At 71.6% G+C, this 17,122-nt stretch carries 11 protein-coding genes and 1 tRNA gene; 10 read left to right on the top strand and 2 right to left on the bottom strand.

What is annotated here, in order from left to right; all coding sequences use genetic code 11:
- Positions 1 to 142 precede the first annotated feature (142 nt).
- The 3 genes from ACQEU6_RS32390 (at position 143) to ACQEU6_RS32400 (ending at position 4,312) form a co-directional block, all read left to right on the top strand.
- Complete coding sequence (locus tag ACQEU6_RS32390) at positions 143 to 1,084, top strand: DNA methyltransferase (protein ID WP_499336925.1); 942 nt, start codon at positions 143 to 145, stop codon at positions 1,082 to 1,084.
- Positions 1,081 to 1,965: a TRM11 family SAM-dependent methyltransferase gene (locus ACQEU6_RS32395; RefSeq protein ID WP_499336927.1), complete on the top strand. Its 885-nt coding sequence runs from the start codon at positions 1,081 to 1,083 to the stop codon at positions 1,963 to 1,965. Before ACQEU6_RS32390 ends, ACQEU6_RS32395 begins: the two co-directional genes overlap by 4 nt.
- A gap of 613 nt (positions 1,966 to 2,578) precedes the next feature.
- Complete coding sequence (locus tag ACQEU6_RS32400) at positions 2,579 to 4,312, top strand: recombinase family protein (protein ID WP_499336929.1); 1,734 nt, start codon at positions 2,579 to 2,581, stop codon at positions 4,310 to 4,312.
- On the opposite strand, the gene ACQEU6_RS32405 is transcribed toward ACQEU6_RS32400, so the two are convergent.
- Positions 4,294 to 4,379: transfer RNA gene (locus ACQEU6_RS32405), tRNA-Leu, on the bottom strand. The two genes, ACQEU6_RS32400 and ACQEU6_RS32405, sit on opposite strands and share 19 nt — an antisense overlap.
- Before the next feature lie 121 nt (positions 4,380 to 4,500).
- On the opposite strand from ACQEU6_RS32405, the gene ACQEU6_RS32410 reads away from it, so the two are divergent.
- The 3 genes from ACQEU6_RS32410 to ACQEU6_RS32420 all read left to right on the top strand — a co-directional run bounded on the left by ACQEU6_RS32410 (position 4,501) and on the right by ACQEU6_RS32420 (position 8,594).
- Positions 4,501 to 5,811, top strand: coding sequence for a M20/M25/M40 family metallo-hydrolase (locus tag ACQEU6_RS32410; protein WP_499340410.1), 1,311 nt, complete (start codon positions 4,501 to 4,503; stop codon positions 5,809 to 5,811).
- A 79-nt stretch (positions 5,812 to 5,890) separates the two neighbouring features.
- Entirely contained in the window at positions 5,891 to 6,598 is a 708-nt protein-coding gene (locus ACQEU6_RS32415; protein WP_499336931.1) for a hypothetical protein, read from the top strand.
- Positions 6,599 to 6,734: 136 nt separating this feature from the next.
- Positions 6,735 to 8,594, top strand: coding sequence for a chaplin family protein (locus tag ACQEU6_RS32420; protein ID WP_499336932.1), 1,860 nt, complete (start codon positions 6,735 to 6,737; stop codon positions 8,592 to 8,594).
- Between the two features lie 211 nt (positions 8,595 to 8,805).
- Here ACQEU6_RS32420 and ACQEU6_RS32425 read toward each other — a convergent pair whose 3' ends face one another.
- Positions 8,806 to 8,991 carry a DUF5703 family protein gene (locus ACQEU6_RS32425; protein ID WP_499336934.1) on the bottom strand — a complete coding sequence of 62 codons (186 nt, stop codon included), beginning with the start codon at positions 8,989 to 8,991 and terminating at the stop codon, positions 8,806 to 8,808.
- 253 nt (positions 8,992 to 9,244) lie between these two features.
- On the opposite strand from ACQEU6_RS32425, the gene topA reads away from it, so the two are divergent.
- From topA to ACQEU6_RS32445, 4 genes are all read left to right on the top strand, one after another.
- Positions 9,245 to 11,935, top strand: coding sequence for a type I DNA topoisomerase (gene topA, locus ACQEU6_RS32430; RefSeq protein ID WP_499336936.1), 2,691 nt, complete (start codon positions 9,245 to 9,247; stop codon positions 11,933 to 11,935).
- A 28-nt stretch (positions 11,936 to 11,963) separates the two neighbouring features.
- Positions 11,964 to 14,033, top strand: a complete 2,070-nt coding sequence (gene tmk / locus ACQEU6_RS32435; protein ID WP_499336938.1) for a dTMP kinase — start codon at positions 11,964 to 11,966, stop codon at positions 14,031 to 14,033.
- A gap of 19 nt (positions 14,034 to 14,052) precedes the next feature.
- The gene (locus ACQEU6_RS32440; protein ID WP_499336939.1) at positions 14,053 to 15,192 is read left to right on the top strand and encodes a DNA polymerase III subunit delta'; all 1,140 of its coding nucleotides are present in this window, start codon (positions 14,053 to 14,055) and stop codon (positions 15,190 to 15,192) included.
- A gap of 134 nt (positions 15,193 to 15,326) precedes the next feature.
- Positions 15,327 to 17,042: a S8 family peptidase gene (locus ACQEU6_RS32445; RefSeq protein WP_499336941.1), complete on the top strand. Its 1,716-nt coding sequence runs from the start codon at positions 15,327 to 15,329 to the stop codon at positions 17,040 to 17,042.
- Positions 17,043 to 17,122 lie beyond the last annotated feature (80 nt).

Genomic DNA, 17,122 nt, shown 5'->3' on the forward strand with positions numbered 1-17,122 from the left:
CCGCAGGGATATAAGCGCCCGGTCAGGAGCCGGTCCGCCGCTCTTGACCGGATCATGACTTGGCAGATCACGAAAACCGGGCCCCTCGGCGGTGCTTTATCGGTGCACGGGGATCGGGTGGCCGTCTCGGGTCACCCAGCGCATGAACCACACACCGTCCAACCCGAACCACCCGCCCACCAGCAACAACCGGCCCGCCGACGAGCGGCGCATGGTCCCGCTGACCGTCTGGCTGTGCTCAGACCCTCGCAGCGAGGACCTGCCGTCTCGACCGAGCGCCCGCTCGAACCGAGAGATGTCCGGTACCGCGATCTGCGTTCAGCACCGCCAGTCCATCGGGCGGGAACTGGCCCAGCACCTGATCAGTACCTGCACCAGCGAAGGGGCACTGGTCGCCGATGGCTTCACCACCAGCGAAGCCACCCTGATCACGGCCGCCGAACTCGACCGCCGCGCCATCGCGCTGGTCCCGCACTTCCCGCTCGCCCAGTACATCGGCAACCGACTCCGCGCCGCCCTCGATCAGCGACAGTTGACGCGAGTGCAGATGCGCCCCGTCCGGCCCGACCAGCTGGCCAAGGGTCTGGCGGACCACCTTGGACGGGTCTCCCTGGTCATCGGTGCCCCGCCGCCCTACGAGACCGGTGGCCATCGTCCCCGGCGGGTCGGTGAGCCGCGCTGCCCGGCGTGCCGGGCGGACTTGTGGATGCTCTCCAGCGAGCAACTCGGGCTGTTCATGGCAGCGGCGTGGCGGGTGTTGGCTCCCGGCGGTGTCCTGGCAATGATCACGACGGCCCGCCACCAGGCCGGACGCCTCATCGACCCGGCCCCGCGCATCATCAGCCACGCCCAGAGCCTGGGATTTCGCTACGCCCAGCACGTCATCGCGCTGCGCGTCCCGATCGAAGGCGACGCACTGGTCGTCCAGGCGGGTCCCACCGACCTCGCGCAACTCCGCGACACCAGTTCCAGCGCCCTTCCACCTACGGTCGGCGTCCACGCCGCGGTGTCCCTGTTCAGCAAACCTCAACAGCCCGCGAGTTCACCTGGTCCCGACGGCCCGTACAGCGGGAGGACCCGATGAACCACGAAGACCTTTCCCGCGTCCAGGCGTTGCCGTCGGTGTTGGCGACTGGACAGCGCCCGTCCCGGCTGCAGCGCCACGGCCGGTACACGCCCGAGTCGATGCGCCACCCCGGCAAGATGCTGCCCGCCATCGCCTCCACCATCATCGAGGCGTTCACCCGGCCCGGTGACCTGGTGGTCGACCCGATGTGCGGGATAGGTACCACCCTGGTCGAGGCCATCCACCTCGGCCGCGACGCCGCCGGCGTGGAGTACGAACCCAACTTCGTCCACCTCACCCTGGACAATCTGGGGCTCGCCCACTCCCAAGGCGCCACAGGGACTCCGCAGCTGGCCTGTGGGGATGCCCGCAACATCGCCACCATCTACCGGGCGCTGCACGGCAAGGCGGCGCTGGTGCTCACCTCACCGCCCTACGGATCACACACACACGGGCACATCCGCTCCGGCCGCGACAACGGCGGCGGAAAGATCCTCAAACGCCACCATCGCTACTCCACCGACCGCGGCAACCTCGCCCACCAGCCGCTACCAGGCCTCCTCACCGGGTTCGGGCAGATCCTGTCCAGCGGCGGGACCCTGCTGCGCCCCGGCGGTGTGATCGCCGTGACCGTCCGCCCTATCCGCGTCAGGGGCCAACTGGTTGACCTGCCAGGCCAGGTCATCGAGACCGCCGACCGGTCCGGCTTGGTTCTGACCGGCCGTCACGTTGCCCTCTTGGCGGGATTGCGTGATGGCCGACTGGTCAACCGGGCCTCGTTCTTCCAGATGCTGGAGACCCGCCGCGCCCGTGATCGCGGGCTACCCGCCTGCGCCACCGCGCATGAAGATCTCCTGCTCTTCCAAGCCGCCACCGACCTGCCGGAGGCGAGCCGATGATGAAGAACCGGCAGGGTAACCCGACGGGACGTAACCGGGTTCTGGAGATGCTGGCAATTCTTCAGCACGGCCTGTGCGGACGGTGCGGACGGGCCTGCTACCCCACCCGCCGAACGGCCCGGCGCGCCGCCCGAATCGCCGCACCCGGCATCCGGCTGCGCGCCTACCAGTGTGGCAATACATGGCACCTGACCGTCCCTACAGGTCGGCCCCAGTTCATCGCCCCACCCGTCACAATGCCCCACATTCGCCCTGGGAACAGGCTTGACCTTCACGGCCGAGGCAGGCGTCGATACCGGGACCGCTGGGATCCCCACGAGGGCAGCCACATCCCAGGATGCAGGCAGCGAACGGGCGGCGGTTCGCCAGCAGGACGACGGTGACCGAGACCGGCAGGAGGTTGCGCCTGGTCGCGCCGGACGAGCCACCACAGCTCACCCCCGGCGCGGCCAAGGTGCTGCTGCGGATCCTGCTCACAGCAGCCGAGAACCCTTCAAGAACCAGGACAAGGAGCCAGACACGAAATGACCAGACTCGCGATCTATAGCCGAACCAGCCTGGGACCGGGGCCGTACGGGGCCGCCCGGTGCTCCATCGCCGAGGAGGAAGCGTCGTGACCGGAAGGTCCACCGATCTGCAGACGCAGTCCGGGCGCGACGACGACAGCCGGACCTCCGCACCGCCGCGTCTCCGATTCGCCTTCTACGGGCGGGTGTCGACCGAGGACAACCAGGACCCCGAGGCGTCGCGCGCCTGGCAGCTTCGCCGAGCCCGCGGACTCATCGAGCCAAAGGACGGCGTGATCGTCGCCGAGTTCTTCGACGTCGACAAGTCCCGCTCGATCCCGTGGTCGCGGCGTCCGCATGCCTCGCTGCTGCTCGAGGAGCTCAAGGACCTTCGGCGGAACTTCGACGCGGTGGTGATCGGAGAGCCGCACCGTGCCTTCTACGGCAACCAGTACTCCCTGACGTTTCCGATCTTCGAGCACTTCAAGGTCCCACTCTGGGTGCCCGAGGTCGGCGGCCCTATCGACCCGGCCAATGAAGCCCACGACATGATCATGGGCGTCTTCGGTGGCCTGTCCAAGGGCGAGCGGAACCGCATCAAGATCCGCGTACGGTCCGCGATGGCCGCGATGACGGTCACCGAAGGCCGCTATCTCGGTGGCCGTCCGCCCTACGGCTACCAGCTGGTGGACGCCGGTCCGCACCCGAACCCGGCCAAGGCCGCCGACGGCAAGCGCTTGAAGCGGCTGGAGGCGCACCCGGTCCACGCGCTGGTCGTGAAGTGGATCTTCGCGCAGTACATCAAGCAACAAGGACGCGGGCTGTTGGACATCGCCGAGGAACTGACCCGGCAGGGCATCCCATGCCCCTCAGCCAGCGACCCGGCTCGCAACCCGCACCGCAACCAACTCGCCTGGTCCAAGTCGGCCGTCCGGACGATCGTCAACAACCCCCGGTACACCGGCCGGGAGATCTGGAACAAGCAACGCAAGGACGAAGTCCTCATCGACGTTGATGACGTCGCCCTCGGCCACACCACCAAGATGCGATGGAACGACCGCGCCGACTGGATCTGGTCGGAGTACAAGGTCCACGACGCACTCATCAGCACCGAGGACTTCGAACGAGCCCAGCAACTCCGGCAATCACGAGCGCGCGGCTCCTACTCCAAGAAGGGCAACCCGACCTCACGCCCTTACGTCTTCCGGGGATGCCTGCACTGCGGCTACTGCACACGCAAGATGCAGGGGAACTGGAACAACCAGCAGGCCTACTACCGGTGCCGCTTCCCCGCCGAATACGCCATGGTGAACGAGATCGACCATCCCAAGGTCGTCTACCTGCGCGAAGCGGAGATCCTCGGCGAGGTCGACGGGTGGCTGGCGACCGCGTTCACACCGGACCGTATCGCGTCGGTCATCGACATGATGGCCGCCCAGATGACCGACCCCGACGCACAGAGAGCAGCCGACCTGCGCAAGCAACTAACGCGATGTGATCGCAAGCTCATCCAGTACCGGGCTGCGCTGGACGCCGGAGCCGACCCGACGGAGGTCACCGGCTGGATCAACGACGTCAAGCAGGAACGTGCCCGCCTGGAACGCGAGGTGAAGACCGCCCCACGCAGCTCGGGCATCTCCCGGGACGAGATCGCCGACCTGCTCCAGCGAACCGGGGACCTGGCTCAGCTGGCCATCAACGCCGAACCTGAAGACAAAGCCGACCTCTACCAGCAGTTGGGCCTGACGATGACCTACTATCCCCAGAAACACGAAGTGGAGGCCCGAGTGATTCCGGAGCCTCCACATGTGCGGTCAGTACGTGTCCGAGGGGGGACTTGAACCCCCATGCCCCGTAAAGGGCACTAGCACCTCAAGCTAGCGCGTCTGCCTATTCCGCCACCCGGACAGGTCGCAGGCCGCAGCGGGGCTGCGGCAGCGGAGTTCACCATACCAAAGGTGGAGAGTCGCGGCGAAGTCGATCGTCGGGGCACCATGGGACGGTACGCGAGCGACGCGAGGTGATCATTGTGGTGCGGCAGCCGACCGCCGAGGACGAGGTCGTCCGGCTCTGCCAGGAGCTGATCCGGATCGACACCAGCAACCCTGGCGATCATTCGGGGCCGGGGGAACGGGGCGCGGCGGAGTACGTCGCGGAGAAGCTGGAGGAGGTCGGGCTGGAGACCCGGATCTTCGAGTCGCATCCGGGGCGGGCCAGCCTGGTCGCGCGGATCGAGGGTGAGGATCCGTCGCGGGACGCGCTGCTCCTGCACGGGCACCTCGACGTGGTGCCGGCGCGCAGGGAGGACTGGACGCGCGACCCGTTCGGCGGGGAGATCGCCGACGGGTGCGTCTGGGGGCGCGGGGCCGTGGACATGAAGGACATGGACGCGATGATCCTCGCGGTGGCGCGGCAGCGGATGCGGGAGGGGCGCAAGCCGCCGCGGGACGTGGTGCTCGCCTTCCTGGCCGACGAGGAGGCCGGGGGGAAGTGGGGCGCCCACTGGCTGGTGCGGGAGCACCCCGAGCTGTTCGAGGGGTGCACCGAGGCCGTGGGGGAGGTCGGCGGGTTCAGCCTGACGGTGCCCGGGGACCGGCGGATGTACCTCATCGAGACGGCGGAGAAGGGCATCGCGTGGATGAACCTGACCGCCCAGGGGACGGCCGGGCACGGGTCGATGGTGCATCCGGACAACGCGGTCACGGCGGTGGCGGCGGCGGTCGCGCGGCTGGGGGCGCACGAGTTCCCGGTGCGGCTGACGAAGTCGGTGCGGGCGTTCCTGGAGCGGGCCTGCATGGCGTACGGCGTCGAGTTCGATCCGGAAAATCCCGAAAAGTGCCTTGAACAGATCGGGCCGCTCGCGCGAATGATCGGGGCGACGCTGCGCAACACGCTCAATCCGACGCGGCTGGACGCCGGTTACAAGGCGAATGTGATTCCGCAGACGGCCACCGCCCAGGTGGATGGACGTTTCCTTCCCGGGCACGAGACGGAATTCTTCGCGGTGGTGGACGAACTTCTCGGGCCGGACGTAAAGCGCGATTTCATCCATCATGACCGCGCGGTCGAGACGGACTACGAGGGCGCGCTCGTCGCGGCGATGGAGGCGGCGCTGACCTCGGAGGACGCGGGCGCGCTGCCGGTGCCGTACTGCCTGAGCGGCGGGACGGACGCCAAGGCGTTCTCCACACTGGGCATGCGGTGCTTCGGTTTTGCGCCGCTGAAATTGCCCCCAGAGTTGGACTTTTCCGGAATGTTTCATGGGGTCGACGAGCGCGTTCCCGTGGACGGTCTGAAGTTCGGCGTCAGGGTTCTCGACAAATTCCTTGATCGCTCCTGAATTTGCCATCACCAGAGCTTTCCGTGGTGCTATCGTCACTGTCCGTTGAGGACGGATCGGTTACTGCGGAGGATGTCCGGTGGCAGGTGGCGCGGCGCGGGTCGGGGCGGTCTCCGTCCTGCTGCGCCGCGCCGCCGTCGGGCGTTCCGCGCGGCGCCTGCTGGTCCTCGGCGGTCTGCTGATCGCCGGCTGGCTCCTCGGGTGCGCGGCGCAGTCCGCGCACGCGGAGGAGGCGCCGCCCGCGCCCGTGACGGGGGTCGTCGAGAAGACGCCCCTGCTGGGAGACGCGGTGCGGACCGTTCGCGAGCGCGGGCCGGTGCGGGAGGCGCCCGGCGTCGCCGCCCCGGTCGAGGTCGTTCCCGTGGTGGCCCCGGAACCGCGTGAAGAGAAGGTCGTGCTTGAGGTTCCGCCGCCCCGGCCCGAGGTTCGGGGCGAGCCGGTGGTCGAGCACGAGTCCGGGCCGGTCGTGACCGAGGTCGCCGCCGCGCCCGAGACGCACCGCCGGGCGGCGCCCGCCGTCTCCCGCCTTTCCCGGACGCGGTCGAGCGGCGGCCATGCGGCACGCCATGCCATCGTCCGGGACCACCCCGCGCCGATGCCGGCGCCCGAGAAGCCGGGCACGCACTCCGCGACCGGCGGCCTCGTCGCGGGCGGCGCCGCCGCCGGGTTCCCGGCGGCCGGGACACGGGTCCCCGCACCTCACCGGGCATCGCCGCGCCATGTCTTCGGCGCGGTCCCGCCGGCCGTCCGCACCGCCGCGGACGAGCCCTCCTTCGCGCCCGACTAGTTCCCGACCACCGTCTCCGGACGCGTGCCCGTGCGGCTCGGGCGCGCCGATCCGGTCTTCCGCCGTGCCCTCATGCGCGGCCTTCCCCCCCGACACACACGTGTCTCTTCTTCACCAACTCTCCCCTAGGAGCATCATGCGAACGTGGGCAAAGGGCACCATGCTGACCGCGGGCTTCGTCGCCCTCGGCGTGAGCGCCATCCCCGTCAACGCCTTCGCCGACGTCACGACCGGCAGGGGCGGCGTCCTCAGCGGCAACCAGGTGAACGCGCCGATCTCCGCGCCCGTCGACGTGAGCGGCAACGGCGTCGCCGTCGTCGGCGGCAGCCGGGCGGCGTCCCGCGGCGGCGCCAAGGTCGACCAGGGCCGCGGCGGCGGCCAGAAGACGTCCGGCAAGCGCGGCGTCGCGTCCGGGAACCAGGTCAACGCCCCCATCTCCCTGCCGGTGAACGCCTGCGGCAACGCGGTCGCGGTCGTCGGCGGCTCGCAGGCGGGCTGCGAGGGCGGCGCCAAGGTCAAGGGCAGCGGCAAGGGCGGCCAGACCACGGACGGGACGGACGGCGTCCTCGCGGGCAACCAGGTGAAGGCCCCGGTCTCGGCGCCGGTCAACGCGTGCGGCAACGGCGTCGCCGTCGTCGGCGGGGCGCTCGCGGGCTGCGAGTGGGGCTCGAAGGTCAAGAGCGGCGGGAACACCGGATCGAGGCAGCAGACGTCCGGCGTGCGCGGCGTCGGCAGCGGCAACCAGGCCGACGTTCCGATCAGCGTGCCGGTGGACGTCTGCGGCAACGCGGTCGGCAACGCGGTGGCGGCGTGCGAGGGCGGCGCCTCCGTCCGCAACGGCGGCCACCGGACGGGGCGGCAGACCACCTCCGGGGAGCGGGGGATCCTCTCCGGAAACCAGGGCAACGCCCCGATCAGCATCCCGGTGACGGCCTGCGGCAACGCGGCGGCGATCGTCGGAGGGGCCGGCGCGCTCTGCGAGGGCGGCGCGCACGTGCGCAGCGCCTCCGGGGGCGACCAGAAGACCTCCGGGGTGCGCGGGATCCTTTCCGGGAACCAGGGCAACGCCCCGATCTCCATTCCCGTCGAGGTCTGCGGCAACGCGGCGGCCGTCGTCGGCGGTGCGGCGGCGGCGTGCAACGGCCAGGCGCTCGTCAAGGGCTCGCACGGGTCCGGCGCCAAGACGTCCGGCGACCAGGGCACCGGCTCCGGGAACCAGGCGAACGCGCCGGTCCAGGTCCCGGCGGAGGTGTGCGGCAACGCCGCCGCCGTGGTCGGCGGGGCCGTCGCCGTGTGCGAGGAGCCCGGCAACGGCGGGTACGAGCCCTACTCCCGGACGGCCGGCACCGCCCCCCGTCCCGGCTCGAAGATCGACCCGCCCGCGGTCGGCGGCCTCGACGGCGTTCCCGCCCTGGACGGCGGGTCCGGACTGGTCGACGGCCTGCCAGCGCAGGGCGGGCCCGCGGGCCGGAACCGGCGCACCGAGGGCCCGCTCGGCGGCGAGGGCGCCCCGGCGGCCGTCTCGCTCCTGGACACCCGGGCCCTGCCGGCCGGCGGGGTGCCGCCCAAGGTGAACGGCCGAGGCGCGGGCCGGCCGCCGGTGCCCGGTCTGCCGAAGGTGGGCGTCCTGCCGAGCGTGGACGGTGTGTCGCAGGTGCTCCCCGCGACGCGGGTGCTTCCCCAGGCCCAGGGCCTGGCCGGGAAGGGCGCGCCGGTGAGCGCCGGCGCCCAGCGCGTCCGGCCGGACGAGGGGGCGCCGGCCGCGATCTCGCTGCCCGCCAAGCCGGTCCTCCCGGTCGACGTGCGGGGTGCGGCGACCGTCGACCTCGCGGACGCGCCGGACCGGATCGGCCCGATGAGCCCGGTCGCGTCCACGCGGACGATCACGCCGGGGACCAGGTCGGGCGCGACGCTGCTGGCGGCGGTCGCCGGGGTGCTCACCGCCGCGGCCGGGGCCCTGGCGCTGGGCCGGCGGATCCGGGTGGGCCGCCGCTAGATCCACCAGACCGCAGGTAAGCCGGCCTGAGGGCCGGCATGCGGAGGACCTTCGCCCGTCCCGGAGGCGCGGACCGGGGCGGGCGAAGCCGTGTCCGCGGGAGGCGGGGCCGTGTCTGCGGGCGGGCTGGCCGCGCGTGCCGCGGACACAGTAACGTCACGTCAGGGAATCCGTACGCAGTGCTACGCTCCGGACAGGCCGCTGGGAACGGTCAGAACGTACGGACCGCGCGAATGATCTTGCGGCGCAGTTGAATACGACGGCGGCCGTCCGGGTACAGGCGCAAGCGATCGAGTTCCCAGCCGCCGTGCTCCGCGTGCTCGGTCATGATCTGCCGGGCGGCGTCACGGGTGGTACCGCGCGGCAGTGACAGGACGAGGTAGGTGTACTCCGCCATTGCGACCATTATTACTTGGTCTACCGGCCGTGCGGCACCGTACCGTGGCCTCCCGGTCCGCGCGTCGCGCGGCGGCATGTCATCCTGTCGGGGGCGTGCGGCGGTGAGAATCCCGCCCCTCCGCGGGGGCGGCACGATGATCGCGAGGCGGCGGCGGGAAGGCGCGGGCACAAACCAGCCGCCATGCGACGTTGTACGAAGCCGGTAGGAAGAGCCTGAGTCAGAGGACCCGAGACAGCGAGTTGGAGCGACTGTGCCAGCCAAGAACGGCACCGCGAACAGTGGCCGGGGCAACGGCGCGGGGACGCGCCTGGTGATCGTCGAGTCGCCCGCGAAGGCGAAGACGATCGCCGGTTACCTGGGCCGCGGCTACATCGTGGAGTCCAGTATCGGCCATATCCGGGACCTGCCCGGAAGCGCCTCGGAGGTGCCGGCCAAGTACAAGGGCGAGCCGTGGGCGAAGCTCGGCGTGAACGTCGAGCACGAGTTCGAGCCGCTGTACGTGGTCAACTCCGACAAGCGCCAGCAGGTCCAGAAGCTCAAGAAGCTGCTGGCCGAGGCCGACGAGCTCTTCCTCGCGACGGACGAGGACCGGGAGGGCGAGGCGATCGCCTGGCACCTCCAGGACGTCCTGAAGCCGAAGGTCCCCGTGCACCGGATGGTCTTCAACGAGATCACCAAGGACGCGATCCAGCGCGCCGCCGCGAACCCGCGCCAGCTGAACATGCGGCTGGTGGACGCGCAGGAGACGCGCCGCATCCTGGACCGCCTCTACGGGTACGAGGTCAGCCCCGTCCTGTGGAAGAAGGTCATGCCGAAGCTGTCGGCGGGCCGCGTGCAGTCGGTGGCGACGCGGCTGGTCGTCGAGCGTGAGCGGGAGCGGATCGCGTTCGTCCCCGCGCACTACTGGGACATCGCGGCCCAGTTCGACACCGGCGGCGACGAGGAGCCGACGGCCTTCAAGGCCGGGCTCGTCTCGGTCGACGGCAGGCGCGTCGCGCAGGGCCGCGACTTCGGTTCGGACGGCGCCCTGAAGACGCGGGACGCGCTGCACCTGGACGAGGCCGCGGCGACGGCCCTCGCGGAGCGGCTCCGCGGCCGCCCGTACGAGGTCAAGTCGGTCGAGCCCAAGCCGTACACGCGCCGCCCGTACCCCCCGTTCCGCACGACGACCCTCCAGCAGGAGGCCAGTCGCAAGCTGAACTACTCCGCGAAGTACACGATGTCGGTCGCGCAGAAGCTGTACGAGAACGGCTTCATCACCTACATGCGTACCGACTCGATCACGCTGTCGGAGACGGCGATCACCGCGGCGCGGCGGCAGGCGGCGTCGCTGTTCGGCGGCGAGTACGTCCCGGACAAGCCGCGCGTCTACACGTCCAAGGTGAAGAACGCGCAGGAGGCGCACGAGGCGATCCGCCCCGCGGGCGACACGTTCCGCACGCCCGCGGAGACGGGCCTGTCCGGCGACCAGTTCCGCCTGTACGAGCTGATCTGGAAGCGCACGATCGCGTCCCAGATGAAGGACGCCGTGGGCCAGTCGGTGTCGATCCGGGTCACCGGGGTCTCGACGCGGAACGAGCGGGCCGAGTTCGGCGCGACCGGCAAGACGATCACGTTCCACGGGTTCCTCAAGGCCTACGTGGAGAGCGCCGACGACCCGTCCACGGACCGGGACGACCAGGAGCGGCGGCTGCCGAACCTGTCCGAGGGCGACCCGCTGACGGCGAACGCGGTGGACGCCGAGGGCCACTCGACCCGCCCGCCGGCCCGCTACACCGAGGCCAGCCTGGTCAAGGAGCTGGAGGAGCGGGAGATCGGGCGGCCGTCGACCTACGCCTCGATCATCGGGACGATCCTGGCGCGCGAGTACGTGTTCAAGAAGGGCACGGCGCTCGTCCCGTCGTTCCTGGCGTTCGCCGTGGTGAACCTGCTGGAGCAGCACTTCGGCAACCTGGTCGACTACGACTTCACCGCCCACATGGAGGACGGTCTCGACGAGATCGCCCGCGGCGAGGCCGAGCGCGTCCGCTGGCTGACCCGGTTCTACTTCGGCGACACCGGCGAGGAGGGCCTGAAGGAGCTGGTCGGCGACATCGGCGACATCGACGCCAAGGGGATCAGCTCGTTCCCGATCAAGGGCACCGACATCATGGTGCGGGTCGGCCGGTACGGGCCCTACCTCGACCGGGACGGCGAGCGCGTCAACATCCCCGAGGACATCGCGCCGGACGAGCTGACCGCCGAGAAGGCCGAGGAGCTGTTCGCGCAGCCGTCGGGCGACCGGGAGCTCGGCGCCGACCCCGAGACCGGCCACACGATCGTCGCCAAGTCGGGGCGGTTCGGTCCGTACGTCACCGAGATCCTGCCCGAGCCGGCGCCCCCGGCCGACGGCAAGAAGCGGACGAAGAAGGCCGACACCCCCAAGCCGCGCACGTCGTCGCTGTTCAAGTCGATGTCGCTCGACACCATCACGCTCGACGACGCGCTGAAGCTGCTGTCGCTGCCGCGCACGCTGGGCGAGCTGGACGGCGAGCCGGTGACCGCGCAGAACGGCCGCTTCGGCCCGTACATCAAGCGGGGTTCCGACAGCCGGTCGCTCGGCTCGGAGGACGAGCTGTTCACGGTGACGCTGGAGCGGGCGAAGGAGCTGCTGGCGCAGCCCAAGCAGCGGGGCCGCCGGGCCGCGGCCGCCGCGCCGCTGCGCGAGCTGGGCAAGGACCCGGCGAGCGGGGAGCAGGTCGTGGTGAAGGAGGGCCGGTTCGGCCCGTACGTCACCGACGGCGAGACGAACGCCAGCCTGCGCAAGGGCGACGAGGTCGAGTCGATCACGATCCAGCGCGCCGCGGAGCTGCTCGCGGAGCGCCGGGAGAAGGTCGCCGCGGGCGGCGGGAAGAAGAAGACGGCACCGCGTCGTCGAACCTCCGCAAAGTCCGGTTCATAGGGACATCTACGCCGATACCCTGACCGACATGACCAGAACGGGCGCACCCCGGCCGCACCCCGCAGCGTCACCGCCGCCGGGCGTTTCGTCGCTTTCGTCGATCGGGCCGTTCCGGCGGCTCCGGATCGCGCTGTCGCTGTCCGGCGCCGCCCAGTGGATCGGCGTGCCCGCGCTGACCGCGATGGCGGCGATGCTGACGCGCGGCGACGGCGCCGCCGCGCAGGCGCAGGCGATCGGCGGCACGCTGGCGCTGATGCTGCTGCCCGCGGTGGTGCTCCCGCCGGTCGCCGGGCTGCTCGCCGCCCGCGTCGACCGCCGGCTGATGCTGACCATCGCGGACGCCCTGCGGCTGGTGGTCGTCGTGACGGTGCCGCTCGTGCACGCGCTGCCGTGGACGTTCGCCGCCGCGTTCCTCGTCTCGTGCCTCGGCCTGCTGTGGGTTCCGGCGGCGCGCGCGTCCCTGCCCGCGCTGGTCCCGGACGAGGAGCGGCGGCCCGCCGCGCGCCGGGCCGCGACCCGCGTCCTGTACGCCCCGGCGCCCGCCGCCGCGCTGCTGTTCGCCGTCCTCGCGCTCGTCGCGAGCGGGACGCTCGGCGCGGGCTCCCGCGCCGACCTCGCCCTCTACGTCACGGCGGGCCTGTTCCTCGTCTCGGCCGCCGTCACGGCGATGGCCGGCGAGATCCCGGCGACCGAGCCGGTCGCGGCCGTGTCGCCGCTGAAGCTGATCTTCCAGGGCCCGGGGTCGGCCGCCGCGCGCGGGCTCGGCCTCGCGATCGCCGCGGCGTCCGTCGCGGCGGGCGCGGTCGTGGCGGTGGCCCGCGTCCACGCCGGCGAGCTGGGCGGCGGGGACGCCGGGTACGGCTCCGTCCTGACCGCGCTCACGGTGGGCCTCGGTTTCGGGCTGTTCCTCGGGCCGCGCGTGCTCGTCCCGTTCAGCCGCCGCCGCCTCCTCGGCCTCGCGGTGATCGCCGCCGCGCTGGCGCTGGTCGTGCTCGCCCTCGTCCAGAACCTCGTCGTCGTGGTGTTCGCGACGGCGTTCCTCGGCGTCTTCGCCGGGGCCGCGTGGTCGACCGCGAAGGCGGCGGTGCACGACCCCGAGGCGCCGGAGGACGCCCGGCCGGCGGCCTACCTGCGGTCGGTCGCGCTCGTCACCGCGCTGCTCGCGGTCGCCGTCGTCCCGCTGGTCGCGGCGGCGGTCGGATCCCACCGGCTCGACCTCGGCGGCGGCGTCTACGACGCCCACGGGACCGGCGTCGCCCTGCTGGTCGCGGCCGTCGTCGCCCTGCTGGGCGGGCTGCTGGCCTTCCGGCGGCTGGACGACCGGCGCGGCATCCCGCTCGTCCCCGACCTGCGCGCCGCCCTGCGCGGCGAGATCTACACGCCGCCGGAGCCGGCCGCCGCGGCGCCGCAGCCCGTCCACCGCAACCGGGGCGTGTTCATCGCGTTCGAGGGCGGCGAGGGCGCGGGCAAGACGACGCAGTCGCGGCTCGCCGCGATCTGGCTGCGCGACCACGGCTACGACGTGGTGACCACGCACGAGCCGGGCGCCACCAAGATCGGGATGCGGCTGCGCGCGATGCTGCTGGACCGCGACACCACCGGCCTGTCAGACCGGGCCGAGACCCTGCTGTACGCCGCCGACCGCGCCGACCACGTCGCCAACGTGATCAAGCCGGCGGTGGACCGCGGCGTGATCGTGGTCAGCGACCGCTACGTCGACTCGTCCCTGGCCTACCAGGGCTTCGGCCGGGGCCTGCCGGTGGAGGACATCGCCCGCGTCAACGCCTGGGCGACCGGCGGCCTCGTCCCCGACCTGACCGTCCTGCTGGAGATCCCGCCGCAGGCGGGCCTGCGCCGGCTGTCGGCCCCCGCCGACCGGATGGAGTCGGAGTCGCAGGAGTTCCACGAGCGGGTCCGCGAGGGCTTCCACGCTCTCGCCGAGGCCGACCCGGACCGCTACCTGATCCTGGACGCGAGCCGGCCGCAGGCCGAGCTCAGCCGGGAGATCCAGTACCGCATCCGGGAGATCCTGCCCGACCCCGTCCCGCTCGGCACCGAGGACGCCACGAGCACGTTCCCTGTCATCACCGACTTCTGAGCCCGCTAGCCTCTGTTCCATGAGCGTGTGGGACGACCTGGTGGGGCAGGAGCCCGTCATCGCGCAGCTGTCCTCGGCGGCGGAGCGGACGGGCGGGCTCGCGCACGCGTGGCTGTTCACCGGGCCGCCCGGGTCCGGGCGCGTGACCGCCGCGCGGGCGTTCGCCGCCGCGCTCCAGTGCACGGAGACGCCGCGCGGGTGCGGGCACTGCGCGTCCTGCCACCAGGTGCTCCAGGGGACGCACGCGGACGTCGAGGTCGTCCGCCCGCAGGGGCTGTCGTTCGGCATCAGGGACGCCCGCGCGCTGGTGCTGCGGGCCTCGTCCTCGCCGAGCGGAGGCGGCCGGCAGATCGTGCTGTTCGAGGACGCCGACCGGGCCACCGAGGGCGCCGCGAACGCGCTGCTGAAGGCGATCGAGGAGCCGCCGCCGCGGACGGTGTGGCTGCTGTGCACGCCGTCGCCGGAGGACCTGCTCGTCACGATCAGGTCGCGCTGCCGGCTGGTGACCCTGCAGACGCCCCCGATCACGGCGATCGCCGACTTCCTCGTCCAGCGCGACGGCGTCGAGCGCGAGACCGCCGAGGTGGTGGCGCGGGCGGCGCAGGGCCACATCAGCCGGGCGCGCCGGCTCGCCTCGGACCCGCGGATGCGGCGGGTGCGCGAGCAGGTGGTGGCGGTGCCGCGCCGGCTGACCGGGGTGAGCGCCGCGGTCGCGGCGGCGGAGACGCTCGTCGGCGCGGCGAAGGCGGAGCGGGACGCGCAGACCGCCGACCTGAACGACGCGGAGACCTCCGCCCTGCGCAAGGCGCTCGGCGAGAGCGAGAAGGGGCGGATGCCGCGCGGGACGGCGGGCGCCCTCAAGGAGCTGGAGGACCGGCAGAAGTCGCGGGCGACGCGGATCCTGCGCGACGCCCTGGACCGGACGCTGCTCGACCTCGCGTCCTACTACCGGGACGTGCTGACGCTGCAGCTGGGGGCGGGCAGCGAGCTGGTCAACATCGAGCTCGGCCCCGAACTGCGGTCGGCCGCGGGGGACGGCCGCCCGGAGGACACCCTCCGGCGCCTCGATGCGATCATGGACTGCAGGGAGCGGTTGGCGGCGAACGTCAATCCGCAGCTGGCCTTCGAGGCGCTGACCTTGGCGTTGCGTCACGGGTGATTCGGGTGGGGCTTACACAACTTGTCCCCATTCGTTACATTTCCGTACGCGACTCTCAATGAGCGCCCCCGTAACGTTCGCTGGCTGATCGACCGAAATCCGGTTGGTTAACCCCCACAGCCAGGAGGTCTGCCTTGCGGCGAGCCTTGATTTCCGCCGCGTGCGCCGTCACCACCGTGACGGCCCTCGCGTTCCCAGCATCCGCAGCTCCGGGCCCGGCACAGGCGAAGGGCGAGGCCTCGGAGTACGTCGTCCTCTACAAGGAGGGCGCGTCCCTCGGACAGGCTCACCGGGCCGTCGCGGCGGCCGGCGGCAAGATCGTGCACGAGAACCGCGACGTGGGCGTCGCGACCGTCACGTCCCAGAACCCCGAGTTCATCCACGCCGTAACGAACCAGCGGGCGCTGGACGGCGTCGCGCACAACCGGGTCATCGGCGAGGCGCCCAAGGCCAAGAAGAAGGCCGCGAAGGTCGAGAAGCTGACCGGGGCCGTCCACGGCGCCCAGAACAAGGCCGCCCCCGCGGGCAAGCCGTCCAAGGACACCGAGCCCCTGGCGGACCTCCAGTGGGACATGAAGCAGATGCGCGCCACGGCGGACGGCTCCTACAAGAAGGAGCCGGGTGACCGGCGCGTGCTGGTCGGCGTCCTCGACACCGGTGTGGACGGCGACCACCCGGACATCGCGCCGAACTTCAACCGCAAGCTCAGCCGCAACTTCACCCGCGACATCCCGACCGACGCCAACGGCAACGAGGTCGACGGGCCCTGCGAGTTCGCGTCGTGCGTCGACCCCAATGACTGGGACGACAACGACCACGGCACCCACGTCGCGTCCACGATCGCCTCGCCCCGCAACGGCCTCGGCATGGCGGGCGTCGCGCCGAACGTGTCGATCGTGAACCTGCGCGTCGGCCAGGACTCCGGCTACTTCTTCCTCCAGCCGACCGTCGACGGCCTGACCTACGCGGCCAAGAACGGCATCGACGTCGTCAACATGTCGTACTACATCGACCCGTGGCTGTGGAACTGCGGGAACAACCCCGCCGACAGCCCCGAGGACCAGCTGGAGCAGCGGACCATCATCAAGGCGGCGCAGCGCGCCCTCGACTTCGCGCACGACCGCGGCGTCACGCTGATCTCGGCCGCCGGCAACGACCTCGTCGACTACACCAAGACGAACACCGACGACAGCAGCCCCGACTTCCCGTCCACGCCGGGCGAGGAGCCGCACGACCGCACCGTCCCGGCGAGCTGCGTGTCGATGCCGTCCGAGGGCGACAACGTCATCCCGATCTCGGCCACCGGCCCGAGCGGCCGCAAGTCCTACTACAGCAGCTTCGGCAACGGCTACGTCGCGGTGGCGGCGCCCGGCGGCGACAAGGTCGACAACGCCGGCCAGCGTCCCGACGACAAGGGCGGCATCTGGGCGGCCTACCCCGAGCGGCTCGCGAAGGAGCGCGGCGAGCTGAACGCCGACGGCACGCCGAAGGTGTCGTACATCATCCGCAGCTGCAAGGGCGACAAGTGCGCCTACTACCAGTCGCTGCAGGGCACCTCGATGGCGTCCCCGCACGCGGTCGGCGTCGCGGCGCTCATCGTCAGCAAGTACGGGCACCGGGACCGCAGCGGCGGCCTGACCCTCGACCCGCGCCTGGTCGAGCGGGTGCTGCGCGGCACCGCGACCCCCAAGGACTGCCCGAGCCCGCGGACGGCCGAGTACGTCTGGTACACCCAGTCGAACGGCCAGTGGGTGAAGCACACCTCCACCCAGACCTGTGAAGGCTCGAAGGGCCAGAACGGGTTCTTCGGCAGCGGCATCGTGGACGCGCTGAACGCCGTCTCGCGCTGACCCGCCCGGACCACCCCAGGACGCGACCCCCGGCTCCCGTCGGGGGTCGCGTTCTTTCCCGCCTCCCGCGGTCGCGGGCC

Origin of the sequence: Spirillospora sp. CA-108201, assembly GCF_050936235.1 — a bacterium.
Lineage (GTDB): Bacteria > Actinomycetota > Actinomycetes > Streptosporangiales > Streptosporangiaceae > Spirillospora.